30 protein-coding genes and 1 pseudogene are annotated in these 26861 nt (G+C 44.3%); all 31 read right to left on the bottom strand.

The annotated features are described in order from the left end of the window. Nucleotides 1–13: 13 nt before the first annotated feature. The 31 genes and pseudogenes from V3C10_07330 to V3C10_07180 all read right to left on the bottom strand — a co-directional run bounded on the left by V3C10_07330 (nucleotide 14) and on the right by V3C10_07180 (nucleotide 26835). Nucleotides 14–775 (bottom strand): hypothetical protein, encoded by a 762-nt coding sequence (locus V3C10_07330; protein ID WVP63608.1) that lies wholly within the window; start codon nucleotides 773–775, stop codon nucleotides 14–16. Between the two features lie 195 nt (nucleotides 776–970). Further along, nucleotides 971–1477 carry a GNAT family N-acetyltransferase gene (locus V3C10_07325; GenBank protein ID WVP63607.1) on the bottom strand — a complete coding sequence of 169 codons (507 nt, stop codon included), beginning with the start codon at nucleotides 1475–1477 and terminating at the stop codon, nucleotides 971–973. Nucleotides 1478–1649: 172 nt separating this feature from the next. Continuing rightward, entirely contained in the window at nucleotides 1650–2006 is a 357-nt protein-coding gene (locus V3C10_07320) for a hypothetical protein (protein WVP63606.1), read from the bottom strand. 241 nt (nucleotides 2007–2247) lie between these two features. Beyond that, nucleotides 2248–2916, bottom strand: a complete 669-nt coding sequence (locus tag V3C10_07315; protein ID WVP63605.1) for a TetR/AcrR family transcriptional regulator — start codon at nucleotides 2914–2916, stop codon at nucleotides 2248–2250. A 476-nt stretch (nucleotides 2917–3392) separates the two neighbouring features. Further along, entirely contained in the window at nucleotides 3393–4145 is a 753-nt protein-coding gene (locus tag V3C10_07310) for a hypothetical protein (GenBank protein ID WVP63604.1), read from the bottom strand. Between the two features lie 70 nt (nucleotides 4146–4215). Continuing rightward, complete coding sequence (locus tag V3C10_07305) at nucleotides 4216–4848, bottom strand: hypothetical protein (protein ID WVP63603.1); 633 nt, start codon at nucleotides 4846–4848, stop codon at nucleotides 4216–4218. 180 nt (nucleotides 4849–5028) lie between these two features. Beyond that, nucleotides 5029–6009 carry a DUF3592 domain-containing protein gene (locus V3C10_07300; GenBank protein ID WVP63602.1) on the bottom strand — a complete coding sequence of 327 codons (981 nt, stop codon included), beginning with the start codon at nucleotides 6007–6009 and terminating at the stop codon, nucleotides 5029–5031. Between the two features lie 30 nt (nucleotides 6010–6039). Continuing rightward, complete coding sequence (locus V3C10_07295; GenBank protein ID WVP63601.1) at nucleotides 6040–6948, bottom strand: YafY family protein; 909 nt, start codon at nucleotides 6946–6948, stop codon at nucleotides 6040–6042. 34 nt (nucleotides 6949–6982) lie between these two features. Beyond that, the gene (locus tag V3C10_07290) at nucleotides 6983–7297 is read right to left on the bottom strand and encodes a DUF3795 domain-containing protein (GenBank protein ID WVP63600.1); all 315 of its coding nucleotides are present in this window, start codon (nucleotides 7295–7297) and stop codon (nucleotides 6983–6985) included. Further along, on the bottom strand, nucleotides 7288–7644 hold the full coding sequence (locus V3C10_07285; GenBank protein WVP63599.1) for a hypothetical protein: 357 nt from the start codon (nucleotides 7642–7644) through the stop codon (nucleotides 7288–7290). The genes V3C10_07290 and V3C10_07285 overlap by 10 nt, the downstream gene beginning before the upstream one ends. A 139-nt stretch (nucleotides 7645–7783) precedes the next feature. Further along, nucleotides 7784–8239, bottom strand: a complete 456-nt coding sequence (locus V3C10_07280) for an ASCH domain-containing protein (protein WVP63598.1) — start codon at nucleotides 8237–8239, stop codon at nucleotides 7784–7786. Nucleotides 8240–8371: 132 nt separating this feature from the next. Then, nucleotides 8372–9067: a DinB family protein gene (locus V3C10_07275; protein WVP63597.1), complete on the bottom strand. Its 696-nt coding sequence runs from the start codon at nucleotides 9065–9067 to the stop codon at nucleotides 8372–8374. Nucleotides 9068–9127: 60 nt separating this feature from the next. Beyond that, the gene (locus tag V3C10_07270; GenBank protein WVP63596.1) at nucleotides 9128–9886 is read right to left on the bottom strand and encodes an ABC transporter ATP-binding protein; all 759 of its coding nucleotides are present in this window, start codon (nucleotides 9884–9886) and stop codon (nucleotides 9128–9130) included. A gap of 3 nt (nucleotides 9887–9889) precedes the next feature. After that, a complete protein-coding gene (locus tag V3C10_07265) occupies nucleotides 9890–12202 on the bottom strand; it encodes an FtsX-like permease family protein (GenBank protein WVP63595.1) in 2313 nt (770 codons plus the stop codon). Beyond that, on the bottom strand, nucleotides 12177–13484 hold the full coding sequence (locus tag V3C10_07260; GenBank protein WVP63594.1) for an MFS transporter: 1308 nt from the start codon (nucleotides 13482–13484) through the stop codon (nucleotides 12177–12179). The genes V3C10_07265 and V3C10_07260 overlap by 26 nt, the downstream gene beginning before the upstream one ends. Next, nucleotides 13481–14116, bottom strand: a complete 636-nt coding sequence (locus tag V3C10_07255) for a TetR/AcrR family transcriptional regulator (protein WVP63593.1) — start codon at nucleotides 14114–14116, stop codon at nucleotides 13481–13483. The genes V3C10_07260 and V3C10_07255 overlap by 4 nt, the downstream gene beginning before the upstream one ends. A 143-nt stretch (nucleotides 14117–14259) precedes the next feature. Further along, a complete protein-coding gene (locus tag V3C10_07250; protein WVP63592.1) occupies nucleotides 14260–15081 on the bottom strand; it encodes a hypothetical protein in 822 nt (273 codons plus the stop codon). A gap of 332 nt (nucleotides 15082–15413) precedes the next feature. Further along, entirely contained in the window at nucleotides 15414–16016 is a 603-nt protein-coding gene (locus tag V3C10_07245; protein WVP63591.1) for a DUF1349 domain-containing protein, read from the bottom strand. 30 nt (nucleotides 16017–16046) lie between these two features. Then, nucleotides 16047–16694 (bottom strand): flavin reductase, encoded by a 648-nt coding sequence (locus V3C10_07240; GenBank protein ID WVP63590.1) that lies wholly within the window; start codon nucleotides 16692–16694, stop codon nucleotides 16047–16049. 88 nt (nucleotides 16695–16782) lie between these two features. Further along, nucleotides 16783–17187: a DUF4097 family beta strand repeat-containing protein gene (locus V3C10_07235; protein ID WVP64594.1), complete on the bottom strand. Its 405-nt coding sequence runs from the start codon at nucleotides 17185–17187 to the stop codon at nucleotides 16783–16785. Nucleotides 17188–17217: 30 nt separating this feature from the next. After that, the gene (locus V3C10_07230; GenBank protein ID WVP63589.1) at nucleotides 17218–17577 is read right to left on the bottom strand and encodes a DUF4097 domain-containing protein; all 360 of its coding nucleotides are present in this window, start codon (nucleotides 17575–17577) and stop codon (nucleotides 17218–17220) included. A 79-nt stretch (nucleotides 17578–17656) separates the two neighbouring features. Further along, nucleotides 17657–18412: pseudogene (locus tag V3C10_07225) on the bottom strand (DUF4261 domain-containing protein). Nucleotides 18413–18776: 364 nt separating this feature from the next. Continuing rightward, entirely contained in the window at nucleotides 18777–19085 is a 309-nt protein-coding gene (locus tag V3C10_07220; GenBank protein WVP63588.1) for a DUF3916 domain-containing protein, read from the bottom strand. A 98-nt stretch (nucleotides 19086–19183) separates the two neighbouring features. Then, nucleotides 19184–19576 carry a hypothetical protein gene (locus V3C10_07215; protein WVP63587.1) on the bottom strand — a complete coding sequence of 131 codons (393 nt, stop codon included), beginning with the start codon at nucleotides 19574–19576 and terminating at the stop codon, nucleotides 19184–19186. Nucleotides 19577–19893: 317 nt separating this feature from the next. Continuing rightward, a complete protein-coding gene (locus tag V3C10_07210) occupies nucleotides 19894–20403 on the bottom strand; it encodes a hypothetical protein (GenBank protein WVP63586.1) in 510 nt (169 codons plus the stop codon). A gap of 522 nt (nucleotides 20404–20925) precedes the next feature. Beyond that, nucleotides 20926–21540, bottom strand: coding sequence for a DUF1963 domain-containing protein (locus V3C10_07205; protein WVP63585.1), 615 nt, complete (start codon nucleotides 21538–21540; stop codon nucleotides 20926–20928). 116 nt (nucleotides 21541–21656) lie between these two features. Further along, complete coding sequence (locus tag V3C10_07200; protein WVP63584.1) at nucleotides 21657–23882, bottom strand: EAL domain-containing protein; 2226 nt, start codon at nucleotides 23880–23882, stop codon at nucleotides 21657–21659. A gap of 217 nt (nucleotides 23883–24099) precedes the next feature. Further along, on the bottom strand, nucleotides 24100–24372 hold the full coding sequence (locus V3C10_07195; GenBank protein WVP63583.1) for a hypothetical protein: 273 nt from the start codon (nucleotides 24370–24372) through the stop codon (nucleotides 24100–24102). An 18-nt stretch (nucleotides 24373–24390) separates the two neighbouring features. Continuing rightward, the gene (locus V3C10_07190; protein WVP63582.1) at nucleotides 24391–24933 is read right to left on the bottom strand and encodes a YcxB family protein; all 543 of its coding nucleotides are present in this window, start codon (nucleotides 24931–24933) and stop codon (nucleotides 24391–24393) included. Between the two features lie 59 nt (nucleotides 24934–24992). Continuing rightward, nucleotides 24993–25895, bottom strand: a complete 903-nt coding sequence (locus V3C10_07185) for a hypothetical protein (GenBank protein ID WVP63581.1) — start codon at nucleotides 25893–25895, stop codon at nucleotides 24993–24995. Between the two features lie 574 nt (nucleotides 25896–26469). After that, on the bottom strand, nucleotides 26470–26835 hold the full coding sequence (locus V3C10_07180; protein WVP64593.1) for an ACT domain-containing protein: 366 nt from the start codon (nucleotides 26833–26835) through the stop codon (nucleotides 26470–26472). Nucleotides 26836–26861 lie beyond the last annotated feature (26 nt).

Raw genomic sequence — 26861 nt, 5'->3', positions numbered from 1 at the left:
CCTGCCAGGACAATCAGGAAACATCCGGCGACACATAAAACCCCTGACTTGCTTCATATTTCCGCTTTTCATTCTCATAGAATTTCAAAAACTCCTCACGGTTTTTGGCAAAGAGTTTTTCCAGTTCATAAGACAGGATAAAGGGATCATAATCACAGAACACATTGGGCATATAGCGGTAAATTTTCTCTGCAATATTCTGTACGTGTTCGATATCAACACCAACCATGGTAAATATCTTCTTTTCCGTATAAATCTGCAGCTGTACGATGAAGGGGCCTCCCTTCTGGCCAACCTGAGCGCAGATCCAGTAAATTTTGTCACGCGGAATCGCCCTCACCCTGCTTCCGTCCCCAAATAACACCAGGTAAGAGGGCGTCAGGACTATTTTTTCTCCATGTGGTCTCTTTCCCTGTGGTATGTCATAGATGTATTCCTCCACCTGGATTTTGCCTTCCGCCGCCTCCTGATCGATGATCCGCGCCACCTCTGCTTTCTCAGCCTCTCCAAACGGCAGAACCAGATTCCTGCCATTTATGGCAACCCGGCTTGTTCTGAACAGTCCCGCCACAAACGCAAAGAAAAATACCCCCGTCAACATCTTCAAGGCAGAAAATATTGTCTGACTGGACGGGTCATTTACATCCAGGGAACTCTTCAATAAAAAATAGAGAAATACGGCTAAAATAATAAATGCAATGCATGATTTAATCAGTGTTCTCCTCGCCGCTTCATTCGTGCGCTTTGATTCCTGCGCCAAATATCCCTGTTTCATAATCGCTTCTCTCCTTTGTCTTATTAATGGAAATTTGCTTCCTGATTCATAATCGGCAGACCAATACTGCCACATTCAGCTGGGACGTTATCAGGCATTGTGTAACACCATCTGTCAATAAAAATGAATTTTCTCATTTTCCGTCTCCGCCAACTTTAATTTTTCAGCCCGATAACCTGGAAGTTGTAGCAATGATTAAACTTCTATTTCATATCCATATTCATGCAGCACAAAATCATCATCGAATACTTCTTCATAAATACCATTAGCTTTTACAAAACCATTTTTGATATAAAGCTTAATAGCTGGCTCATTTATATCCACTACAAAAAGTCTTAGATATTCAGCGCCTAATACTTTGGCAACTTCCTTCGCCTTAGAAAGCATTAAGCTGCCTATCCCTTCTTTTGAATCTTTAACAGCTATCCCCAGTCGGTCAATATACAAAGCTTTTGCGTGGTTATCCCTCCATTGGACTGCATTTTCTCCTGGGTTTGTATCACACAAAACAAACGCTGATACAATTTCACCGTTATTAAGCAAAACATAAAGTTGATTATTTTTTATATCTGCCTCAAAAAATTCACACGGGTAAATATCATCCCAAATTTGAATACCATGCTCATTCATGTTTTTAACAATTTGCTTATACATATCTTTTAACCGTGATAAATCTTGCATAGCTGCTAATCTAAAATCCATCTCATCATCTCCACAGCTTCCAATTTGTTGAGTGCACCTTATCCGTCAAGGGTATGAAACTCGGACGGGAATAGAGCGTGCCTCTAAGCGCCTCCGATATACCCACTTTCGCTACTTCCTCTGTATCGTGATTGTCACGTTTTTAAAAGAGGTTTCGTCTATAAAACTGGATTTATATCCTGAGCCATTCATATGTTGTTTCGATATATGATAATGGCCGGCAAGCCAAAACTTCGTTTTGCTGCGTTTGAATTAACAGATCCTTTTTTTCTTTTAATACATCCTCAGATAGTTTTGAAATAAAGTAGGCGGCGCTCATTCGTGCATCTGAACCCTCATAATCATCATCAAGGACAATATCAAATAACAGATCCGCTAATTCCATGTCGTCTGTAAAATCAGCAAAATATCCACGTATCCAGGCACTAAACCGAATATTACAATGCCAAATTAAAAATTCAATTAAATTTTCTTTATTCCAAACGCCCTCAGAATAGGGCGCAATCATTTTTAATGCTTCAATCGTCATAGATTTTACACCTTCACAGGTTCCAATTTGTCCGTGCCTTTTTACCAATATGCGTATTTATATACCGATTGAGAAATACTGTCGCTGTTCCATTTCGTACTATGGTACGCCCACGCGGATAATGATTATATGCGACCCGACGAAAACACTTATCTGCGTTTTGTGCGAATTGTGACCATGTGTGCTTATAACTGAGGGCGCCGCTTCTTGCAGACAAGTGATAAAACCCCACTCTTTATTTTTACTCGGTACTTTCTTCCCCTTCATGATCCGGCAGCGTTGAAATGATTTTTTCAAAGGCAGCGTTTACTTCCTGATTTATAATTGGCAGACCGACACTATCAAGAATATCTGAAGCATAACTTAGCTTAGCTATAAATTTTTCTTTTGAATCCATAAATATAATAGGGGAGAGCCAAATATTAAGAATGACAGCAAGCAGTTCTGCCATGATTTCAGGTTCCTTTACTCTTATACTTCCATCCTCCACTCCTTCTATGATTAACTCGCTGAAAATCGCTACCAGGTTATTTTTGGTAAAATCTAAATAGGCAGCAGAAAGCTTGGGGTTATAGACCAATGATTTTGATAGTGGAAAATAAACGTCAACCTGTTCTTTAGCTGTTAATGCATGGATTAAAATTTGCCTGATTTTCTCTAAAGAGGATATTTCCTTATTGCCTAAAATTTCGTCGTAACAAGGAACAGTTTTATGAAACATACATGCCATAACCGAATCAACCATTTCCGCCTTATCTTTAAAATGGTGATAAATGGCTCCTCGTGTCATTCCTATGGCATCTGCTATATCTTGTAATGTGGTTTGTTCATACCCCTTTTCGATAAATAGCTTCATAGCCATTTCTAATATGCGGCTTTCAGTTACTTCTGGATATCTATTTCTTCCCAAAGTTTACCCTCCTTAAAATACATTCTGTATGTTTCAATGATAACACAATTGATACTCATCGTCAATTTGTCACATTGCAGATATAATGCTATCAGTTATTTCTGACATGGTGAAATAGCAAGCAATGGAAAGAAATATCCTTTCTGCTTGTTGGAGAGTTCCGAAGCCCCCAACAAGTACAAGAATGTCTGGGGCAGCCACCATGCAGAGCATGGTGGCTGCCGCGGCCGGACACTCAAAGGGCAAGAATATAGCAAAAGCCGTAAACAGTGTCTAGGGTAAAATGAACGTGCCGCATCACGCCCTTGACACTGCTTCCGGCTTTTTCTTTGCCTTTTTCTTTGCCAGCCGATCGGCATACTCAGCCTGCAAGATCTTAACCATGGGCAGCTTCTTTCAGATTGTGAATTTTAAGCCATCATATATATTCCGGTCCGTATTCCGTATGTTCATCTCTCCCGTGATTGTCCCCACTCTTATTCCGCCAGTACAGATCCGCCGGCGGTATCAATTCCAGGGCATCGGCTTTCCAGCTCTTCCTGAAGAGCCCTGGCTGATTCCTGCGACGTCTCTGCCCATGCAGTCTTATTGTCTCTGCTCATCAGATTGATTGTCAGATAATGGGCCTTTTTGTGTGTTTTTCCAACTTTAATATAATATGTGTTATCCTTTAAGTGCGCCTCTGTAAGCCTGTCAAGTTTCAGCACACGGGGCATATTATTGTTGTAAAGACAGATATAATCCCTGGTCAGGATTCCATCCTTCTGTCCGGCTGCAAAGGATTTCAGCTTTCCAAGGTGAATTAAAATGAGGCTGTCCGGCTCCATCGCCTGTCTGTCGAATTCCCTCACCTCCTGCTCGCTTAAGCCCCCGGCTTTGGCAACGATGCGGATCCAGTCGTCTGCGCTTTTTCTCATGCCTTTTACTATTACATAGATAAGCGCTCCAAATCCAATGGCCAGCAAAAGGAAAAAGACAGAAATCCCAATCCCAAAACCCAGCATACCTTCCTCTGCATCCCTGATGATTTCCTGTATCATGTTGATGGACCAGACAAAACCGGCCAGACTGCCCGCCAGAAAAAGTCCTATAAAAAACAGGCTCAGGACCCCATTCGCTCCTTTCTGTGTCTTCTTATGTGCCTCGAACACGGAGCGTTCCGGATAATGTTTTTCCCTATATTCTTCATTCATATGTTTTAAATACAGTTCTCTGTTCTGAACTTCCATTTACCATTTTCTCCTTCTGTTATACGTTTCTGTGGTAACTTTTGATTTACCATACCAATGCTACAAAACCCTAATACGCAAAAAACCCATATCCCATTTTTACATTGTAAATCCCGAAACACGACAATGTGTCAGGAAGATTTCCGTCTGCATCCGCAAAATTCCAGCCCGGATACCAGCTGAGGAGGTCCTCCGGAAGCCCTTCTTTCTCCGTCTCCGGCAGATACAAACGGTATTCTGTGCCCTCCTCAAGACCATACGGATCGGATGCTATGTGAAGAATACCGTCTTCAATCCACTCCTCTCCGGATTCTTTTTCTGTTGAGATTTCAGAGAGCGTCATAGAGTATGTATTGCCGTCTATCTGCACGACGGGATCGAACCGTCCGCTGAAATTGCAGATATATTCCTTTCCATGAGGATACGCCTCCCCACTGTCCCCCATATCAGAATCACAGTATTCACCGCTAAACGAACCATCCTGATTCAATGTAATGACGGTATACCATGCGCCTGCCCCGCTGCTAAACCGAAAGTCCAGGGGAAACGCAGCAGGAAGCCCCGATTCTTTCTGCGTGGCGCTCTCCGTCTCTGCGCTGCCGGTGTCTGCCGCTTCCACGGATGAGATGGAGGCCAAAGGCATTTCCTCTTCTGTCACTTTTTCTGTAGAAGTAATACTTTCTGTGGGAGTAATACTTTCCATAGGAGTAATGCTTTCTATAGGAGTAATACTTTCTACAGCAGCCTCTGTTGGTACTTCTTTGCTCCTACAGCCACTTAGACACACCAGGCTGCCTGCAACGCCAATCAATATTAATCTTGTTTTGATTCTCATCAATTCTGTCTCCTTCTTTCGCAAACGATAATCCACATATTCTTTCGTTTAAGTCAACATCCAGATTCCCACGGCGCCTGCCAGCAAAACAATTCCTATCCCCAGGAAAACAGGGCCTATCAACCGTTCTGCGGCGCTCCTATGATCCGCAAACCGAAATTCCGCAGGATTCTCGGGATTATAATAAATCGTATACACTTCATCTAAGGGATAGGGACTCGGTTCACCATCGCCGCAGACCACCTGTTTCTGGTCCCCTCCTGTCCAATACTCCAAAACCGGCTGATAAGTGTATGTAGGAATGTCACCGGGCCGTTTAAGACGCACGGGACTCTTTCTATTATCAATCACCTTCGCGGTAGTCATTACCGTACATACCTTCTCTTTTTTGCGCATCTGCCACATATACCCGATGCCTAAGAGAGAAAATATCGTTCCACCAGTAAAAGCAGTAAAACCGCACGCTATCCGATCTGAAATTAGAGGAAAAAACGGAAAAACCATGAAAGGAGCTACAAAAAATACTTCCCATATGAATATCTTTCCCTCCCGCATTCTTTTGGGAAAACTGATGATCCAGGCAGATAAGACAAGGAAAAACATGAGAAACCAAAGAAGCGCCGGAATCGCGTCTTTGAGCCATTTGGGGTCTTTTCCATAGGCAAGCCCCATCCCTGCCATATAGGCGGCTCCCATGACCAAATCCAGGAAAACTGCTTTCCATATCAATTTTTTCCTGGATACGGCAATTCTCTCATTTTTAATCTGGTATTCGTTCCATGCCGCCTCCCCTATGAATTCCCGCCACTGCCGTTCAATCTCCATTTTTCTCTGGCTGCTTCTTATCACTCTTTTATCCTGTCCATAGCCCAATACATACTCCATGCCAATGAGAACAATCAGGCAGATTAATATGTTAAGTGAATTGATAGCCTCCTTCGCCACCCCAAAGACATAGGCTACCAAGAAAAGCCATACGATAAAGATTCCAATTGTCCGCCAATATCTTCCCAAATATCGTTTATTCATCTGCCTCTGCCCCCTGGTTTTTGTTTTCATTTATTGGTACATAGAAAGTATCTTTTGGGCCTTTCCTTTTAAAATCTCCCTTGCCTGGGCAGGCTCTATTATTTCCACATATTCACCAAAGGAAAGCAGATAAAGGAATGTCCACTCATTGAGCTGGTAGCGGAACGATACTTCCAGGGTGTCGTCATCCAGTTTTTTAATGTACTTCTCCTGAAATTCATCGTAGACTTTATACGCAATTTTTTCAGAAAAGTGTAATTTGAATAACGGTATATTGTATTCTTCTTTGTACGCAGGCGTAAGGGAAAAATCCTGCGGCAGTTCGCGTTCAAACAACTGGTTTGTAACCTGAAGTTCTCTGATACGGGACATTTTATAAGTACGAATGTCATCTTTATGAAGAGACCAGGCAACAAGATACCAGGCATGTGATTTAAAAACCAGTTTCAGCGGCTCAACCGTCTGAGCGGTTACCGTCAACTCTGTATTAAAATAAGTGAATGTAATCACATACTTATTGATGATTGCACGCTCTAACGCTGTGATATTGACCCGTTCCTTTTCAGGGCTGCCCCAATAGGAGAAGTCAATCTCTAACCATTCCGACTGCATGTTGTGGCTGAACAATCCGGCTACTTTGTTCAGGGTTTTATCAGCATCCGGGTAATTGGATGATTTCAGGATCTGTAACGCCTGAATCATATTGCTTTGCTCTGCCTGGGTGAAATAGGATTTGTCCAATGAAAAACCTTGCAGCAGAGACAGCCCTCCGCCATATCCTTTTTGTGATGTGATTGGGATGCCCGCAGCCGAAAGTATATTGATGTCCCTATAGATCGTGCGTGTGGAGGCACCGAGTTCCTCTGCCAGCTGTTTCGCTGTCAGGTTGTCACGGCTTAACAGCAAAAATACAATTTGTATCAGTCTGTCTATCTGCATATCATCCCTCTGCCTGTCTGACTGCTGCGGCAAGCTACTTTAATCGGTTCAGACCATCAGAACTGTCCCCCAGCTGTTCTTCAAGTAACGAACAGGGAAACTCCGTACACTCCGCACAATTTTTACAGGCTTTCTCAACACCGCATTTTCTTATTTCGCAGTCCCCGCACATTTTTTTAGATGTAAACTCAGTATGACAGCCGAAACAAACCATATCTTCTTTTGAAAATTGATAATCATCCGTCGAATACTCTTTTGCCAGTCTGATTTGTTCTGCTGTATTTTTGCTGACAGAGGCAGTATAAATAGGACATTCGTCGCATTTTAAACCGCAATATGCTAATTCCATGAAAACAGCCCCTCCCCTAAATATTTGTCATGCGGCGCTACCAGACATCGTTCCATCGGCTTCCAATAGCTGTCGTAGAGATTTTTTTGTGCTGCCCCATAGCTTTCTTTCGTATCAAACTCCCAATAGAGCATATACTTGACACTTTTTACAATGCGCGTGATCTTGGGCGGCGGCAGACCTTCTTTAATCTGCTCCATGTCGATATGGTACTCTCTCTTTACGAACCGCAGTAAGAGCAGCCCCTTTTGCTTTTCCAGAAACTCTTTTGCTTCCAGCATCAGCGCCTCGAATTCATCAACCTTTTGCGGTTTGACTTGATAAATACATAGTTCAGTAAACGGCATATTCCATTCCTCCTTTGTCTCAGATGAGTTTATCATGAGAAATGCGACATCAGCGTGTCGCATTTCTCATGAATTTGTGAGCACTCTCTGACATGCATCAGCCTGTCATGATCAATATACCTCAGCCACAGCTTCTTTCTTACCTGCCAATGGGTAGAAAAACCACTTGAAATTCTTGGCAGACAACAAGCATATCTTCTGAAAAATTCATATGGATCTCTGCCAGTTCATCCGCGAATGCCTGCGCGTGAACCGTTCTCCAGTATGTTAAGCTCCTATCTCCTTCTCCCTCCTTATAGGCATGTTCCGCACTCACCTGCATAAAAGGCACTACAGAAACGCGGGTCGTCTTTGTGACACACACAGCTTCCCCATTGGTACGCAGTATGACATTGTGCTCTCCCACTTTGGGCAATTCGCATTTTTCATATTCATAAAATGGATAGGCAGATGCAGTAGCCGTTTTCGTTCCCGATGCCGTCAATTCTGCCAGTAAATCCGGTGTTTTGCTGCCATAGCACCACGCTTCATAACATTGTTCCTTGTAAGATGGGTTTTCCTGAATATAGGCTGCCCACATTTCTTTTTCAGTCATTGTATTCCCTCCAAAGTAATTCATACCCATCCGGGCACACCGTAACTCAATGCTCCGCATGGATGTGCTCTGCACGAAAAGGTCGAATATTTTGTGTTCTCTGATGTCACAAACTTTGTTGAAGCCATTGTATCATAGAGTTCCACTGCGTGATTTTTCAACAAATTCCTTAATCCTCACACTGTCCGGTAAATGAATCATATGATGATGTGTCAATGGCAGAAGAATGAGTCCCGTAACGGTATAACTCCCCCAAAACTTCTTAAGCCATATGGATTTTTTCACCTCCAGCAGACCACCCTCACTGACCAGTCGTGCCAAAGACTCGTCAGAAGGTTTCCGTTTCAGATCACCGGGCGTCAATGCTTTTAAAAGTTCTCGGGTCTGACGCCCTACTGCGTTCCGGTAATTGATTAACTCCTGCTTTTTTACCTGTTTACTAAAGCCGATAATTTCATCATCCGTCATGGCATTCCCAGTGTCCTTTACGGAAATGTTCAGCCGTTCCATCCATTCATCATTAAATATCTGCGGCCTTTCTGCAATCAGAAGGTTACCCACCAGGTCTTCGATTCTTGCGATATGCCATAAATGCCACGCAATGGTTTCATCCTTTTCGGTAGGCATGATGCTGTAATCCTCGTCCTCCAGTCCATCCAATAATTCGTCACAAAACGTAGGTACAGAACTGGAAGAAACCTCGCCGGTGTGAGTCATTGCATGGATTTCAAGCGCCAGTTCCATCGCAGATTGAAAATTCCTGGGAGACTTGATTCGCCTCCGCAATTCATCTAATCTAGTATTGTAATCGTTCTCTATATCAACCATAGGCGGCCTCCTTGTATATAAATTTCTTCATCTCATTGTGGTTGGATCAGGTATTTTACATTAAATGTTCAAACACTTCATTTCTGACAGAACTTTTTCCGTGTTCCATGAGAGGTTCCCAGAACCAGCCCCTGGCAGTGCAAGATTTCGCACAATTTTACCGTCCTGCATGAACAGCACCCGCTGCGCCCTCGCCGCGACCTTTGCGTCATGCGTTACCAATAGAATGGTGGTGCCGGCCCGATGGATTCCCGAAAAAAGCGCCATGATTTCATCGGAGGACTTCGAGTTCAGTGCGCCTGTCGGTTCGTCCGCAAACACGATTTTCGGGCTGCTCATCAGCGCACGGCAGATGCCCGCCCGCTGGAGCTGGCCGCCGGAAACCTGTGTGACGTCCCGCTGCTCCAGATCCGCGATGCCGACCTGCTCCATCAGGGCCCTGGCCCGGACAGTCAGCTTTTTCGCATCCCTGCGGTGATCCCGCATCTGGGGCAGGAGGATGTTGTCGAGAATGTTCAGATTTTTAAGCAAAGTGGGCTGCTGGAAAACGAAGCCCATCTTCGTTCTGCGCAGGTCCGTCAGCGCGTCGTCCGAAAGTCCGGACAGCGGTTTCCCCTCGAATGTGACTTCTCCCCTGTCAATCCCGTCCATGCCGCTGAGCGCGTAGAGCAGCGTCGATTTCCCGGAGCCGGAGGCCCCCATCACCGCCACGAATTCCCCAGCCCCTATTTCCACCGAAACGCCGTCCAGCACCTTGCGGCGCTCGTCCCCGTTTCCAAATGATTTTTCGATTTTTTCACACACTAATAATTTGCTCATACTCTACTCCTTTATGGCCTGTGAAATCCGGATATCGTGGATTGCCGCCGTTCCCATCGCAATGGCGGTGAGCGCCGTGAACAGCAGGATCAGCGGGCAAAACAGGTACGTTGCAGGCAGGTTCACGACAAATCGGAATGCCGCCGCCCCGATCATGGATATCGCTGCCGCCGCCAGCTTTTCGCCCAGCGTTCCGGCAAGAACCGTGCCGCAGACAATCCCAACGGCCAGCACGGTGACGGCCCGCCACAGGTACTGTTTTTTAACGTCCGTATCGGTAAAGCCCATCGCTTTCATCACCGCAATGGAATAGCGGTCCTTTGCCACCAAAAGCCTTAGGAACAGCAGCGTGACAAGCAGCGTAATCGCGGCGGCGACAACAACGGACACCAGCGACGCGGTTCGTACACTGCGCAGCGTCTGCCCAAAAGTCTGCGCGATATAGTCCTCGATGCCTGATACCTTGGCGAACGGGAAGCGGCTCCCATATTCGGCTTTTTTTCTGTCAAGCTGGTTCGGATCCTTCAGGCTGATGCAGACGGTGCTCCATACCGTCTTGGTGGAATCGTCGGAGAAAACCGCTTTCGCCGTCTTTCCACCGTTTGTGATGTCCGAGTAAATCCCGCAGACCGTCAGGGATTTCTCCCCATCGGCGGTCACCAGGGTCAACTCATCGCCGACCTCTTTTTCCCATTCCTCCGCGCAAAGGACGGACAGGGAAATCTCCCGTTCCGAGAGCGGCATCCGCCCGCTCACACACGCTACCGGGAACACCCCATGGTCGCCCAGCTCCACTTTACTATTTTCCGTGGTTCCGTCCTCCAGCCTGACGCCAAAGGTTTTCGTCGTCAGCACGGCAAACTCGGAAACCGCCGAATCCGCTTTCAGACAGGCTGCAATATCCGCCTCTTTTTCCCCCATCCGATCAATTTGCTGCAAATCCATGCGCAGATCACAGCGCCCCACCCCCATGTAGGTAATAAAATCCTTCGCGGAGATGGTGTGATACAGATTTTGCGGCACAATCATGATAAATACCGCCAGAATCACGACAATGAACATCGTCCCATAGAGCCGCTTCCTGATCCATACATCCTGCATGCCGAGAAACAGGTTGATGGGCATGCTTCCGCCCAGCCGGACAGTTTTCGCGCCCGTCTGGTTCTGCCCCGCCATTCCGAACCGAATGGCTTCGGCAGCGGAAATCCTGCCAAACCGCCGCAGATTGGCGCTCACGTAGAGAAGCACTAAAAGGAACAGGATAAGGATACCGGCCAAACCGAGCAGAAACGCGGCCGTATCGTTGCCGCTGTTTCCAAGGTTTTGGCGGATACCCCCGGTCATCAGGCGAACGAGCAGCAGGGAGAGTCCAAACCCCAGAACACAACCTGCCGCCGAGGTCGCCCCATAGGTGGAGAGGTACAGACTGCGGATGTCAGAAACGCGCATCCCGACCGCTTTCATCGTGCCGATTTCCCGGTAGTCATCCTCGATTTTAGCAAGGAGCGTAAATCGGATGCACAGGAGCGCGATCAGGATCACGAGGATGCCCACCAGCAGAACCACCGCAATCATGATACCGTCCGAAATGGCGCTCATCATGCGAAACAGCGGCCAGGTAAGCGCGGGGCCATTGGCCGGAAGTCCGGCCGCGCTGTAGGCGGCAGTGAACGCTCCTAAATGGGACAGATCGTCGAGACGGAATTCAATCAGGTATTCCACCGCGCCAAACGGCTCCAGACGGGCGTAATCCGCCTCGCTCACCACAAACCGTTTGGAAGACGCGAGGGCGGAGTTCATCTGGGAATCCCGGATAAAACCGGCAACGGTAAACCGCAGCCCGTGGATGGAAATGGTATCGCCCAACTTCATCACGCCGTCCCTGCTGTAGAAAACAGGCGCGTACAGCTCACCGTCCGCAGGGTAGACCGGGACGCTGTCAGAATCCAGGAGAAAATCGAACTGCCCGCTCTGTGTGCAGAATCCGTTGTCCTGCAGTGAGCCGGAAAGAGTTCCTCCGTTTATTTCAATGCTGTCATTGTCCATATTGAGGAATCGGACAACCTGAAACTGCGAAACATGCGCCTGCCCGGCGGCGAAGGCTTCGAGCCTGTCAAGCTCCGGTTCGCCGGTGTGCATCTGCATAAAGTGCGGTGTCCTGGCGTCCTGCATCAGCCGGTCGATGGAACCGGACAGGTTCACTCCAAGAACGGCCGCTGACGACAGCAGCATGGCCGCCACACCGATGAACAGCAGGAGCATCAGCGCTACCGCTTTATTTCTGGCGATGTCATTCCAAATCATTCTGCTTTTCATAAGCGCTCCCTTTCTCCAGTCCCCGAATCGATTTGATTCCCAAAAGGAATACTGCGGTTACACAGAGAAGCAGTCCCGCCATTGTGATGAGAAAGCCGATTCCTCGTCCGGCGCCGACTCCGAAAACCGTCCCCACCGTTCCCGCCAGCGCGCCGCCGGGGAGCAGCAGAGGTGTAAATAAGTAATCTGCCAATACCCCGGATAGGGCATAGGCCGCCACGTAGCCAAGCTGGGAGATGAACCCGATCAGCCCCCACGCCCTGCCCTGCAAGTCATTGTCAATATTCGTCCGAAGCAAAAAGTCAAGGCTTGCGTTGGCGAAAGGAAACATGGCGAATAGCAGGAAGCCGGAAATCCCAATTATCCAGATATTTTCCCGCAGGCCGAATACCGCCATAAAGACGCCCGAGCCAAACAGGGAGATGCTGAGCATCCGGGCATAGCCTTTTTTGATGGAGAGCCCGCCCAGCACGAGGCTGGACGCCAGCATCCCCAGAGCGATGACGGTCATGAGTGTTCCAAGTGTATCGCTGCCCGCGAAGCTGAGGATCATCGGTGAGGCAAGTGTCTGGATGATGCCCAGGCAGAATGTAACGACAGACCCCATGGCCACCAGCGTCATGAGGCCCTTTTTTCCTGTGACGGCCCGGAAGCCATCTTTAAACTCTGAAACAAAGGATGCAGCCTGATTGGTTTTTTTGCTGGGAAGCCCTTTGCGCACCGCCAGAGTGGTGGTAACGGTAACGAAAAAGGTGGCGATATCCAAAACAAGCAGCAGCCGGATATCGGAAATGGTCAGAAGGAAGCCCGCTAAAATGGGAGAGATTAAATACTTGGCGCTCCCCGCCACCTGAACCAGGCCGCTGGCCTTGCTGTACTGCTCCGGCGTGAGCAGATCGGTGATGGTCGCTTTATAGGAAGGCTCCAAAAGAGAAGTGAATACTGAGCTGACAGCGACTCCCACGCAGATCTGCCAAACCCTCGCCTCGCCTCGCGTCAGGCAGACAAGGATATACAAAAGGCCGATAGCTGAGAAGCTGTCGCCAATCACCATCAGGAGCCTGCGGTCATAGCGGTCGGCAAGCACCCCGGCGGGGACGCTTAAAAGCAGTGAGGGCAAAAAGGCAAGCAATGTGACAAGGGCCATATAAGACACCTGCCCGGTCTGCTGAAATAGATAGACCCCCAAGCCAAAGGCGGTCAGCCCGCTCCCAATGGCGGAGATAAAGTCGCCGGACCAGAGCAGCAAAAACTTTCTGAATTGCTTTTTGGATGAATTCAAAGCTCCTCCTTTTTTTCAAACAGTTTCGTGAAAAAGTTCAGCCGCCCCTGCTCCACACCCAGCATCCGTTCCAGATGAAATGTAAATGCCTCAATACGGGTGGCAGCTTCCGGCTCCGTCAACTCAAAAACACCATCGTCAAGAACCGTTTTCAGATAGATGACCGCCAATTCCATACACGCAAGGGGGTAAGGCGTTTCAAACAGCCCCTCCTGAATGCCGTCTTCTATGATGCCCGCCAGGATAGGAGGAACCTGACGCATCGTGATCTGATTGATTTTTTGCTGCATGAGCGCATTTTGCGGCTTATGGAGATGTTCCGTCATGGGACTTCCTTCCTCACCAATGTGAAGTGCGGTAATGGTGCGGATAATCCGTTCCTCCACCGGGACGCTCCGATCTGCCGCTGCCTGTCGGGCCGCTGACAAAATTTTCTCCATCTGCCGGTCAATGAGCGCATCCATCACATCCTCCTTGGACTTGAAGTGATGATAAAGGGTGCCCCTTGCAATCCCCACTGCGTCTAAAATATCATTGGTGCTGGTATTGTCAAAACCCTTTTTCATAAACAAAACCGCCGCCGCATCCAATATTTCATTTTTCCGTTCCGTTGCTTCCTTGACAATTCTCATATTTTCCATCTCCTCTCCATAGACCGACTGTCTGTCTATTACAGGGTAGCACTTTATCATCTACCTGTCAAGCAGGGGATTTTATTTGCAGAGGGATATTTTTTACTGCAGAGCGTTATCCCTTCTATCAGGAAACGAAAAATCTACATTTCTATTACCTTATGCGGAATTTTGGCGAGAAAGTCCGCTTCCTCAAGATTGGAAAAATACTCCCGCACGGCTATTTGAAGCTGTTCAAGAGAAATAATATCCCGCTCTTTTGGGGTATATTTACCGAACGGTGTGACAAGATCTACGCGTTCGGTATTCGTGCAGTCGGGATTTATCAGTGCATACGCCCTGCGTCCTCCCAGATTGAACCGGGCCTCGCAGACGAACTGATTTCCGACACCGTAGAACTGAAAAAATCCGTCATGAGATTCAAAAACCACATAATCTTCTTTGCCCTCCGCAACAAGGGATATGTAATAATCCACTTCTTCAAAGGTAATTCTTTCGGCTTTTTCACCGCTTGCCGTTTCAACATCAGGCACTCGAAGCACTCCTGTTTTCGGCATCTCACCTTCTACGACAGAGAACACCACGTCAACAAAGCTTTCAATACCGTCGTCCGCACCGTTAAGAATCCGCTTGTGAGCTTTGGTAAGCGGTGAAACGGTAGTTCCGCTGCCGGGAATACCGAGGACAGGAAGTCCATCGTCCTCGATCCAGACAAAACCCTTTTCAGCCAGCCCGGAGCGCAAGAGCGTCTCCCCAATATATGCTCCGAACAGAACCGCAACATTCCACAAAGTTTTTGCGCCATCGTCACTGTCGTACTCGTCAAGACAGTCATGGCAGACTCCGAGAAAATCATCGACATCTTTAGCGCTTTCTCTTGTATAATCAAGGGTTATTCCGCTGTGCATGGCATACTGCACTGCGTTTTCCGCAATACTCTTGGCAACATCATTGAAATCTTCCATCTGAACCTTCCTCCTCTTTATCTTCGCAACGGTACAACTTTAGATTTGTTTTTACCATCACTTGGCTATTTCTTAAACAAATTTAGCAGCCATCTTACTCGGCCGCCTATATTAAAAACACGAAATCCAAACAGTCTTATTGGTTTTACTTCTTTAGGAAATAATATTTCTTTTAAATTTATCATTGATTATTACCAAATTCCTCTCCAAAAACATTTTTAATGATGCTTTTTATTCAACTATTTAAAAATAACTATATCGCATAGTAGCTTTCTACATGAATACGGTGCATTAATAAATTAAAATTTTCCAATCCCACGAACTGGGATTTTTTATATCTCATCTGGCTTCTGTCCATCATGTGCAAGCCATTTACATTCGATTACCTCAAAATCAGTAAATGTTGCCTTGAATGAAGAATCTTCCGGGCTACAAGCATACACTCCAAACTGTATTTCATCTCTTACATGAAACAAATGACAAATACGCATCTGCTGAAATTTTACGCCATCTACTGAACACTCAATACAAAAGTCATCATCTCGTCTGCTTAACCTATACCACATAGATTTAATTGAAGCATCAATTTCTGTCGTTGCCCAATCCGAATAGCCGTTGTTAGTTACAACACTTCCAAGGTGCTGAAAACTTTCATTTTCATACTCAATAGAACCCTTTATCCAGTTATCGCTATCCAAATAAATGATAACTCCACATTGGTCAAATCTATTTTTGCTTTCAAATTCTGTTTTAACTATAAATGAAAAATACTTCTCAGACGTTTTCATTTGCAGCACTGGCGCAGAATCATTTCTGAAATGGTAATAAGTTCTTTGCCATAAATCTGTATGTGGCTCTGTAATAATCTCAATTTTCTCTTCTGTAACAGTTGATTTCTGTGGTTCTCTTGTCCATAAAAATTCACTTATATCCATTCTATTATCTCCTTCACAAATTCCAATTTATCAATCATACTTTTCAATGTTTACCGTCGCAATCGCTGATTGATTAGGTTCTCCGGTTTTCAAGTCCTGTGGGGCAGGAATCAACATCATAAAACCATCTTTTCTATATCGTTTTTCATACCCCTGTGCATATTCTTCTTCAACAGAAATATGCTGTACCTGTCCAATGATCATTGACGTAATACCTGCACCGCTTAAATCCTGTGTTTCTTTTAAGGTACACTCTATGTTTACAAATGCTTCCTGTATCATGGGGGCATGAATGGTTTTGGCATTTACAACAGAAAAATTTCCCACTGAAAATTCATCTGCGTCGTAATCGTTATGGTTAATGGTATCTACCAGCTTATCATAACAGCTTATCGGCAAAAAATTGATACAAAAGCACTTTTCTCTTTGAATATTTGCATAGGTATGGGTATGCTGATAAAGGTTTCCCATGACAGCAAAAAAAGCTGTCTTATCGCCATGAAAACAACTCCATGCGTGAAAACAGACATTCGGCTTTCCGTTTTCTTTCCAAGTCGTGATTGCAAATAAAACGGTTGGTATGCCTGCTGTCGTTTCGAAATGTGAAAATAATTCAAATTCCTCTGGGTATAAGGGTTTGAAATACTGTGGAAATGCTTTCCCTATTTCTATTTTCATTAGAACACCTCCTCCTAGTATGCCTGCAAAGGCTTTGACTTTTATTTATTTGCAAAAGCTACAAACACTCCAACTGCTACCAATCACCTTATGGGTTTCTGACCGTAGCTTCTTTATCAATGGCAGTTAAATGATAGACTTCCATCTTACCCATTTTAGTCCTTGCCCAGATCGAATACGGCTCACCATTTTGGGTGAAGTCCTCTTTATATTCCCTGCCATCTACCAGCAATGTTCCCATATCTACCGTCAGATTAGAGTTGATGAACGCAGCAGCCGTTGTTGTTTTGATTATAACATGCCCCATATCATTGTTCAGATTTATTTTGCCCTGAATATCTCCTGTTATTTCAATATCGCCTGCATCACATTGTATATCCGTGGTTTTGACTCCTGTACTGCTGTCAATCATAACAGAACCCATTTCATTAGATAGTTCCATCGTCTGAGCTGATACGCGATTCAGAACAGTCTTTCCAGCATCACACTCTATAGTTAGAACACCGATTTCCTTATCCGCAATTTATATGCTCCCCATGTCCGTTTTGACAGAAACTTTGTCCAAGTGAACTGCTTCAGGCAAATATACAATAATTTGACCATTTGGAACCTCCTTGTCAAAAGAAAGTTTTCCATGTTCAGGTGAAGTGACTACAAGTGTTCCGTTGTCCACTCGATAAGTCGGATTTAACTGTTGATTGTACCACAGCAGTTCTATCCCATAACTATCAGCAGGCCGAAAAGACACATCCGATAGTTCTACGGAAATATCAACTCTGGAAAATGCGTCCAGCTCCCGTTCTGCCTTCTCCTGCGGCACAGCGGACGTATTGGTATTGTGTATTTGAACGCTGCTGGTAGATATGGCATTCACCGGATTCATTTGGCCCTTCTTCTGAGCTATCCTTAATATGCTCAAACTATAGAGCAGTTCCAAAGACAGACTGCTGTCATGACTCCTGAAAACCGATTTTCAAGGTCATTCCCGGCAGGGAAACACCCTCGTTTAAGGTGATGGTATGCTTATCGTCCGCTGTAAAGCCGATGGTCTCCCCGTCACGCAGGATTACATCATATTCCAGAACATAGGATACCAGACTGACCAGGAAGTCCCGTACCTCTGATGGCTCGGCTTTGGCGTCCAACACTTCCATCTCGTCCTTTCCAAATATATCCATGCCATAGGTGTAGCAGCATACGCCCTTCTCACTTCGGTAAAGTCCAAACCAGATCCAGTTAAAGACAGGGAGATCATCCTCCTTCATCATATCCGCAAAACCCTCATAAACGCGCGGCTCAAACACAACTCCGCTGGTATAGACACCGGTAGCGTTTTTCTGCCTACAGCAGCAGGAGACAATCTTGGTAAAGAGCTTGCCGCGTTCCAAAAGATTTTCTTCCTTGCCCAGCACAGCGACTAAGAGATGTGCCTTATGCGCTCTAGCTGTATTCACAGCTTCCGGCCACATATAATTGTTTTCCGCATTTTTCTCTGCTTCGCCATCGGGAACTGGAGCAGGCATCAGGCTGGCCGCAGCGGTCATATTACCAATATAAAACACCAGGGGGACATCGTTTCCCTTATCATCTTCATCCTCCGCCACATCCAAATCCCATTTTTCTTTCAGGTCTAAAATTAGCTGCTGCTTATCCCAGCAGGGCTCTGATAATAAGACAAAACCAGCAAATTTTCCACTGTTCTCCTTGCGCCTTTCCTCCTGTTTTGCCTGCTCCATCCAATAGGCTCGGAGTTGTTCCACAATCTCTGTGGCTGCTTTCACAGAAGCCGCCTCATGGTATTCCTCCATATTGCTGTAGACATGGCCGCAGTGTTCCAGCGCTTCCCCCTCGTAGCCGCCGCACACCCCCAGCAGCCATTTTCCCAGGAGGCTTCTTTTGTATTTAAATATGTAATATCGCATTCCATGCAAGTCAAATGTTCCTGTACATTCAATCTTCGTGGGAACTTTACCGAGTACCTGTGAGTGAGATAACCACTCCACCATAGAATTTTTTGCCGCTTCCATCTGGGCTGTTCTCATAATTTATGATTCTCCTTTTCCTAACTCAAATTGTCTTTTATCAGATAAAACCACCTTGCGGGGAAATTTGAGAATTCCAAAAATCAGGACTTGTTATATCAGCAACAATTCTACAAAACTTATCATTTTGAGGTTTGGAATTTATTATTTCTTGTGTTTTATCCAGCCACTTTTTACAGAATTCAGTTTTTACTGTACTGCTTGTTTTACGTTCTGAAATCCACCATCCACAAGGTACATGATAATGTTCATATTCTCCTACACAGTCAAATGATAGTTGAATTTTATTGATATCATTTAATAATCTATTTAGCTTTCTTTTTTGACCTCTGGTTTTCGGATTTTTCAAGCACTATCTCCTCAGCAACTTCAAATTTTCTACCCGACAAGCTGGAATTGTAGCATTGGAGGTTATTCTCACTTGGTGTGCTATAAAAAACTTCATACTTATAGCGTTATTAAATATTGGTATCCGCTGTGAGGTTCAATTTGAACTGCGTAGCCCTGCTTGACTAAATCCCTAAAGAAGCGCTTTGTCCTATTAATATCACATTCCCCGTTACTTTGGAGATAGCAATGGAAGAAACTCATAGTGACAATACGATTATCTATAAGGTTAATTTCAAACTTGCTTGAATCACTTATAAAGGCAATATCTTCCCCATGCATTCGCACTTTCCATTTTTTATCTATGAGAACAGAATGAAGCTCTGTCTGCATATCAATTAAGCTGCTAAACAATTTTTCATCCTGGGCAACTTGAAGAATGCTACAAAGTTGCCCAAGTAGTACGTTTGATTTTTCCATATATTCCTCTATCAATTTTAAATACTCAATCAACTTTGTTTTCCTTCCCTCTATCGCATAGGGAACAAATAAACTGAAATGCAGGGGAATTTTCATGTATTTCGCAATGTTCACCAAACGAAAATTCTATATCTGTATGTCTGCTGTTTATAGTCGTATCGCCACAATCAAATACATCATTTCTATATATAATGCAAGATATATCGTCGATCAGATCATCGTCTGAACCTGATATATTTTTCCAAGATAATTTACTAATGATCTGTTTGACTTCATTTATTGTAATCGTAATTTATTCCTCCAAATTTAAATTTTCCGTCCGATAAACTGGGAGTTGCGCAGCCAATTAATCACTGTGGAAGCAGCATAGGCACACCAGGCCATGCCAATTCCGGCATGGAATCCAATCTGTTCAAATACACAAATATAGTCTGCTGATTGCCCCAAATTCCCGAATCAGGTTTCCTTGTACATAATGTTATGTGATAATATCCTGTATCTATAGGGACAATTTGTTCTGTAGGACACTCTGCTTCCCACTCCATCAACCAGAACAAGTCAATTACGCATAACTTTTCATCTTGAATATCAATACCTAAGCGAATTATAACAGGATATTCCGCCATTAATTTTTCTTCCGGGTAGCCCTCTCTGAACTTGAGTATGAACTCGCCACTACTTCCCGTACAGAAACCTACTACATCGCCCTTCTTGATATGCTCTGCCACATCCTCCGGATTTGAATATTCTTCTTCAAAGAAATTACAACCTTCAGGAATATTTTTATTTGTTTCAGGTGAGTAAAACACAATACCCATTCCATCTATCAATAAATGAAGGTCTTTTTCATTAAACTTCATATGCCAATTTTCTCCTTATCAAATTCAAATTTACAAGGTCCTAATTTCCATATTTCATGTTCAAAATCATGCTAGCCATGAACATCAGGATCATACAAGGAACAGGACAAGCGGGAATCTTCTTTGAATTTTTCTAAAACATCATAATACTGATCATTCAGTAGTTCATAAAGACTATCATCGCCAATACGTTTTAAGCCACGCATTGCATAGCAAAAGCATTCATATCCCCAGTTGCAAAAGAACTGTATAAATCCTCTGTTATATATATCAACTTATAATTTCCATAAAGCGGCTATTTCCTGTTCATCATTGTCCAATTTGCTCCAGTCTCCATTTAGTTCGCTCAGTTTTCAAACAGTAGCAATAGCGTAATCATTCCATAGGTCACCATAATTTCCCATAGCTATATTTTTCCTCCAACTTAACGGGTACGCCTTATAACCAACAATGCGTACTGTACCCTATTCTCATAATCTGTTACATTTGCCCATATCATTCAGTAAATTGGTATTGTAGGTGTTACATGTCTTCAATCAGAATAAAGCCCCCATCTTTCTTGCCATTGATAAATGTAAACATTGTTGGTGCACCTCCAGCGTTTATATAAAATGGCAACCAATTTGTATGTAGCTGCAATAATAGAATGTTATCGGATTCAACTTTACTATTTTGAAAAAAAGCGGGGATACCGCAAAATTTATCTACATCTATTTGTTTGAATTCCGTGGTGGATATCTCTTCGTTTTCCGTTATTTGGGGAATCCATATAGCCTCGCTATCAACTGTTGGACCAACACAAAAATTTTCTGTATGAATATATTCCGGGATTTTTCCATTAGGTTGAATGATGATTGCATTTTCTCCCTCATCAGGATAAATTATGTCTGGGTCAAAAAATGGGTCAGCCTCATCTTCCGGCTGTGTCATAAAAATATATGCTAAAGTCAAATCTTTCAACTCTTCATAAAAATCATTTAATCGTATCTGTCCTATAAATTTTAATGGACGATTATCCCATGGAAGACTAACTGGCCAATGGGGGACTGCAATCCAATCTGGCTGTCCACCAAATCTTGTTATGTAGCGTTGACTATTACTTTGGGAAATAAAAGCATCTATTTTGTAAGTTCTCATTTTCATTTGATTCCTTTAAATTCAATTTGAACAAAATCGCTGCGTCATGGCCTGCCAAGGCTGTGGATGTGGCAATATTCATGGACAATCGCGCTGCCGCCGGCAGAAACAGCATGTTATTTTCCCTTTTCCGCATCTTCCTCCATTCCTGTCCAGAAGCTTTCAGCAGGAACCGGCCTCGCAAAATAGTAACCCTGCACTTTATCACAGCTCACCTGCCGCAGAAACTCAATATGCCTTTTCTCCTCTATCCCTTCTGCCACCGTAACCATCCCCAGTTGCTTTGCCATGTTCATGACATTAGAAATCAATATCCTGGCCCGGTCCCTATATTGATTATCAGAAAAGAAGCTTCTGTCTATTTTCATGATATCTACCGGCAGGTTTTTCAGCAGGCTTAAGGAAGAATAACCTGTGCCAAAGTCGTCCATTGCCATCAGAAATCCATTTTTATGAAGCTGCTCAACCATTTGGATTATGATTTTCTCATTATCCCACATGGCAGTTTCCGTCAGCTCAACAACCAATAAGTGATGCTGGATTCCATATTGATCCGCCAGACCGCATAAGTCCTGAATAAAATCCAAATTTTCCAGGTGCCTGCGGGAAAAATTCACTGCAATTTCTATTGGGGGTCTTCCTTCATTCTCCCATTTTTGCATCACCCTGCACACCTGTTCAAATACATAGAAATCCAGTTTTGTAATCAGGCCCTTCTGCTCCAGGATAGGAATAAAATCGTTCGGAGGAATTAAAATCCCCTCCTTTTCCCAGCGTACCAGTGCCTCTGCCGAGGCCAGCTTTTCATCACTCAGACTATACTGAGCCTGTAAATAGATCTTGAATTCACCATTTTCAAGCGCGGCATCCAGTTGATGTTCAACCTGCTGTTTCCATAATGCCTGCTTGACAAGCTCCTCATCATATGTACAGACTTTTTCCCCGAGTTCTTTTGCTTTGCCATGGGCTATATTTGTTTTTTCCACGGCCTCAACTGCACTCCTGCAGTTATCAAACGACATAAAATAACGGCCTTCTATTACCTCTATCGGATATGAAAACCCCGTTCCCATGTGCTCAAAAAATTGATTCCAGACATTTGCCCTGGCTATATCCAGTTCTTCTGGAGTAGGGCAGCATAAAAATACATAAAATTCATCATCGTGAGCCCTGCAATAACATTTGATTTTTCTTTCCTGCTCTAAAGTGGCGGCAATCGTTATAAGAACCGTATTTCCAACATCTTCCCCTAATATTTTATTAAGAAGTTTAAATCCCCTGATATCAAATTTGGTCATTAAAACCATATCTTCCGGATGGTCATCTATGAATTTCTGGACATCCAGCTTAAACCTGGAAAGATTGGGACATTTACACAACTCATCATAATACGCCACTTTCTCCAGAATAGCCATATGTCTTCTCTGCTGCCGCATAATCAGCAGCCCGCAAACCAGCAAGCAAATAAGAACCAGCCCCGATGCGGCTGTAAGCCTGGAGGTGATTTCCGTGGCATAGGCCGTTCCAATGTCATGGCGTAACAGGGTGAATATGTACCAGCCGCCATATCCTACCGGATTGTAGTGGCAGTGCCATCTTATTCCGTTTATATCAAATACCATATGCCCGGATTTTCCCTGCTGGATATCCGACAACACGCATTCCTGATTGCTTCCTTTTATCACCTTCATATAATCCCTTGCATTTTCAAACGGGACGTCCTGGCTGCCGGTATCATCCGTTGGGAGAACTACGCTGCCAGACATACTGACCATGTAGGTTACCCCTTTTCCATCGAAGGAAGGGAGGAAAAGGTTATTCAATTTTTGAGGAGTATAACCTCCAATCAGGACAGCGATTGGCGTCCCCGCGTCATCTGGTATAACAGGAACCATAACAGGGATAACTGTTTTATCTGCAAAAAGAGAGTCCTCCACATCGCCAACTACAGTTTCTCCCTTCATGACCTGTCGAAAGAGGGCATCGTCAAAAACCTCCAGCTTGTTTCCTTTATTATCAATTCCAACACCATCTGTACCTACTTGCGCAAGAACACTGAACCCTGTATTTTGTATAACCTGATCCAAATAGGAATCTAATTCCTTTTGTGGGAGTTTTTCCAGCTGCAAGGCAATATTATTCAGCGCGCTGATATCTGCTTCTATCTTCTGATGAAGATTAAAGGTCTGCTGTCCCGCCGTCTCATTTAATGTCTGATGAATGGAATCTGACAGCATACGTTGAAGACCCCGACTGCCATCACACATAATCCCAATTACGGCCAGAAGCATAAATGCAAGGATACACCCTACCGGTATAATATATGATTTTCTTCTTTTCATAATATGCCTCTAACCTTCCCACCACAAATAAAACAGGTGTAATGGTATTCAAAAGTCCTTTTTCCTGCAAGACAGCAAATTTGTTGGTATCCTGTTTAAAGCCTTTTAAGTTCCAATTATATACAAAACGTCATCATTCAATTTACAGACAGCCTCCATCCCATCACTTATCCTTATCTGATCACCATTCCTATAAATACTTTTTCCGGTAATCTCTTCAATCGCTATCAAATATAACTGTTGGTAAAGAATTTCCGGTTCCTGATGGGTATTGTAGATACAGACATCTGGATATCCAAAATCCGTCAGCCCGCTTGTCCTGGCCATTTTGCGATCCTGATCCATATAGAATTGCTTCCGTTAATTTTCTTTCCTCAATTTCAGGTGTTTTTAAAAGTACAAACCCCATAATAACATTGTCATTCTGAAATCCCGTTTCCTGCCTGGAAGAATCCTCTTTTTTCTTAAATAACTTTCTTAATAGCGCCATAATTGCATTTCTCCGTTATTATGCTTTCTGAATCCCTTTCTGTTTTCGTTTCTTCAAACGGTAAATTTTAATTTTTTTGTTCCGCGATTTTAAAAATACCGTCAACTCGTCTAATTCTTCCAAGCTCAACTCGTTTTTGAAAATCGGAACAAACTGATTGCGTTTCGTCTGTAAAGCCAAAATATGTTCTGTTTCAAAAACCCGTTTTAAAAAGGCATACTTGAATTTTCCTTCCCCATGGTTGGTTTGATTTATCACTGCCAGTCCATCTTCATCAAACCAGCTGGTATATTGATAGCCCATTACCCCATTGAAGTCCTGCATATCGCGCAGATTCCTTTTTACTGTTATCCAGCGGAACAGGACGTACTGCCATAATACAAAAAACAAACCGACAGAAAAGAAAACCGCCGCAAGTGCAGGGTGTCTTGCCCCACTGAGGACGAGACTGACTATGAAACAAATAATTGCTGCTCTTTTTTCTAATTTAGGAATTCCCCATTTAGCGACCTCTCTCAGGATCGGTTCATCAAGAACTCCTGTTGTTTTAAATAACTCCATATGATGATTCCTGCTCCTTTCTTCCATTCATGCGCTCTGCAAACTCCTGCTTTTCCATCTCATGTTGAACAGTCCTTCGGACGTATCTCCAGGCGGTGCAGAGCATCTTCAAACCGTCTGACATTCTCCTCCTGCCCCGCATACTGATTCGCTGCCAGCATCTTTAGGCATTGAACCCTTAATCGATCCCCATTCACACACAGGATCTCAAAGATACACCAATCTGAAAAACGAACTTTCTTTTTTACATGCCTGATATCAAGCGAATACCGTTCTGTCCACGCTGTTTCTTCCATTGACGGCCGTTTTAAGACGGCAATGAATAGATCACTTCCGCTAAGGCCCACAAAACTGGGCCTTTTTTTCCACCTTCTGCCCGTTTTCCCACGTCTGTCTGTGACGCCATAAAAACAAAGCTCAAATTCTTCTCCCGGCTTCAATAAGCCCGACAGAGCAGCCATCATCTGTTCTTCATTTTCTCTTTGGAACTCCTGGTAATTTCCATCCTCCAAAACCTCTAAAAAAGAAAAATCCTCACTCCCGGTCAGACCTTCGGGCCATTTTTCCTGCAGTTCTTTTCTACATTCAAGAGCCTTGCTGCGCTGCCCTAAGTTTAAATAGCACAGAAGCATCTGGGCAACGGCCTCCTCCTGCCCCGTATTCTTTTTCCGAAAAGGCCAGCACCAGCGCCGGCATACTTCTGCCCAGGCATGACGCCCATAAAATGCATAGCTCTTCCTGAAATACAGGATTGCTTCATCATAGTTCCGTTTTCGGCTCTTTCTCCTGCCTTTTCTTTCATATCTGTTCAGCCACCCCTCAAGCAATACGGGGAGGGCAAAGAAGAACAAGAACACCGCCAGTAACCCCAGTTCAAACATGCCAGGTTTAACAGGCAGATAGATTATACTGATAAAGCAAAAAACAATATAGATTACATTCTTAACAGTGTTACTCAACATAAGAGTCCCCTTCATGCCCCCCCCACACAGCTTTGCGCTGTTGATTCCTGATAGTCAGACCGTGATGTGCTTCATGAAATCCATACAATCCCTGAATGCTTCTGAGAACTCCCACTTGCCCATACCATGCAGCGCAAAGTAGACTCTTGTCTATTAGATCCATATCCATTCCCAACTTTCCCGTTTCATTTTTCTGTTTTCATCCTGTATGTATAGAGCATCGTCAAGACTCCTGATACCAGAAAAAAAGCTGCCATGCCAAACAAATGTATAGCATAGCAAAAAGCAAGCATACAGTGCTGCCATACAAAGAAAAAACAGACATGGTAACGCGTCCGTCAAACTGTCTTTCCCGCTGCGTATACACAAGAGCCTGTAGTGCCTCATGCTTACATGCATACTAAAAATACAAATAAACCACCCGGAAAAACTTTCCCGGATGGCCGATTGTATTTCATCACAAGTTTTCTTCTTTCCGACAGAATTTCATATGGTAATTATACCGTCTGCCAGAAAAGCCTGCAGTTCTTTTCATTACATTTCCATATATGATTCATTACACATCTTCCGTATTTCAGGTCTCTTCATAACCGGCGTCGGACAACGCCGTAATCGCTTTCTCAAAATTTTCTTTTTTCGTCAAAATATAGTCCGTATTAAACGTTGGTATCGCAAAAATCCCGATTTCATGATCTGCTAATATCGTTGATATGTTAGATAATATTCCTATCAGTGAAAAGTCCAAGGTCCCTTGTATTCTGAACGCTTTCCAGCCATCGTCACGCTCAATGGCATTAACCGGTACACAGTCAGTGATGCACACCAGGGATTTCTCCTCATCTGTTTTTCCAATGAAACAGTATTCGCTTTCCATATCAACCCATGAATAGTCAGGCACTTTACATATTGAAAAATCATGATTTATTCTTTTTATTACCAGAGGAATCTCCTCTGCAATCTGGAATT

Origin of the sequence: [Clostridium] symbiosum, from assembly GCA_036419695.1 — a bacterium.
Lineage (GTDB): Bacteria > Bacillota > Clostridia > Lachnospirales > Lachnospiraceae > Otoolea > Otoolea symbiosa_A.
The sequence above is the reverse complement of the archived record's forward strand: the minus strand, read 5'-3'. Positions and strand labels throughout refer to the sequence as shown.

What these genes read in the sequence shown, in the direction of transcription:
- V3C10_07330 (WVP63608.1), bottom strand. Translation starts at nt 775, where the DNA reads ATGAAACAGGGATATTTGGCGCAGGAATCAAAGCGCACGAATGAAGCG.
- V3C10_07325 (WVP63607.1), bottom strand. Translation starts at nt 1,477, where the DNA reads ATGGATTTTAGATTAGCAGCTATGCAAGATTTATCACGGTTAAAAGAT.
- V3C10_07320 (WVP63606.1), bottom strand. Translation starts at nt 2,006, where the DNA reads ATGACGATTGAAGCATTAAAAATGATTGCGCCCTATTCTGAGGGCGTT.
- V3C10_07310 (WVP63604.1), bottom strand. Translation starts at nt 4,145, where the DNA reads ATGGAAGTTCAGAACAGAGAACTGTATTTAAAACATATGAATGAAGAA.
- V3C10_07305 (WVP63603.1), bottom strand. Translation starts at nt 4,848, where the DNA reads ATGGAAAGTATTACTCCCACAGAAAGTATTACTTCTACAGAAAAAGTG.
- V3C10_07300 (WVP63602.1), bottom strand. Translation starts at nt 6,009, where the DNA reads ATGAATAAACGATATTTGGGAAGATATTGGCGGACAATTGGAATCTTT.
- V3C10_07295 (WVP63601.1), bottom strand. Translation starts at nt 6,948, where the DNA reads ATGCAGATAGACAGACTGATACAAATTGTATTTTTGCTGTTAAGCCGT.
- V3C10_07290 (WVP63600.1), bottom strand. Translation starts at nt 7,297, where the DNA reads ATGGAATTAGCATATTGCGGTTTAAAATGCGACGAATGTCCTATTTAT.
- V3C10_07285 (WVP63599.1), bottom strand. Translation starts at nt 7,644, where the DNA reads ATGCCGTTTACTGAACTATGTATTTATCAAGTCAAACCGCAAAAGGTT.
- V3C10_07280 (WVP63598.1), bottom strand. Translation starts at nt 8,239, where the DNA reads ATGACTGAAAAAGAAATGTGGGCAGCCTATATTCAGGAAAACCCATCT.
- V3C10_07275 (WVP63597.1), bottom strand. Translation starts at nt 9,067, where the DNA reads ATGGTTGATATAGAGAACGATTACAATACTAGATTAGATGAATTGCGG.
- V3C10_07270 (WVP63596.1), bottom strand. Translation starts at nt 9,886, where the DNA reads ATGAGCAAATTATTAGTGTGTGAAAAAATCGAAAAATCATTTGGAAAC.
- V3C10_07265 (WVP63595.1), bottom strand. Translation starts at nt 12,202, where the DNA reads ATGAAAAGCAGAATGATTTGGAATGACATCGCCAGAAATAAAGCGGTA.
- V3C10_07255 (WVP63593.1), bottom strand. Translation starts at nt 14,116, where the DNA reads ATGAGAATTGTCAAGGAAGCAACGGAACGGAAAAATGAAATATTGGAT.
- V3C10_07250 (WVP63592.1), bottom strand. Translation starts at nt 15,081, where the DNA reads ATGGAAGATTTCAATGATGTTGCCAAGAGTATTGCGGAAAACGCAGTG.
- V3C10_07245 (WVP63591.1), bottom strand. Translation starts at nt 16,016, where the DNA reads ATGGATATAAGTGAATTTTTATGGACAAGAGAACCACAGAAATCAACT.
- V3C10_07240 (WVP63590.1), bottom strand. Translation starts at nt 16,694, where the DNA reads ATGAAAATAGAAATAGGGAAAGCATTTCCACAGTATTTCAAACCCTTA.
- V3C10_07230 (WVP63589.1), bottom strand. Translation starts at nt 17,577, where the DNA reads ATGAATCCGGTGAATGCCATATCTACCAGCAGCGTTCAAATACACAAT.
- V3C10_07210 (WVP63586.1), bottom strand. Translation starts at nt 20,403, where the DNA reads ATGAAGTTTAATGAAAAAGACCTTCATTTATTGATAGATGGAATGGGT.
- V3C10_07205 (WVP63585.1), bottom strand. Translation starts at nt 21,540, where the DNA reads ATGAGAACTTACAAAATAGATGCTTTTATTTCCCAAAGTAATAGTCAA.
- V3C10_07200 (WVP63584.1), bottom strand. Translation starts at nt 23,882, where the DNA reads ATGAAAAGAAGAAAATCATATATTATACCGGTAGGGTGTATCCTTGCA.
- V3C10_07195 (WVP63583.1), bottom strand. Translation starts at nt 24,372, where the DNA reads ATGGCGCTATTAAGAAAGTTATTTAAGAAAAAAGAGGATTCTTCCAGG.
- V3C10_07190 (WVP63582.1), bottom strand. Translation starts at nt 24,933, where the DNA reads ATGGAGTTATTTAAAACAACAGGAGTTCTTGATGAACCGATCCTGAGA.
- V3C10_07185 (WVP63581.1), bottom strand. Translation starts at nt 25,895, where the DNA reads ATGTTGAGTAACACTGTTAAGAATGTAATCTATATTGTTTTTTGCTTT.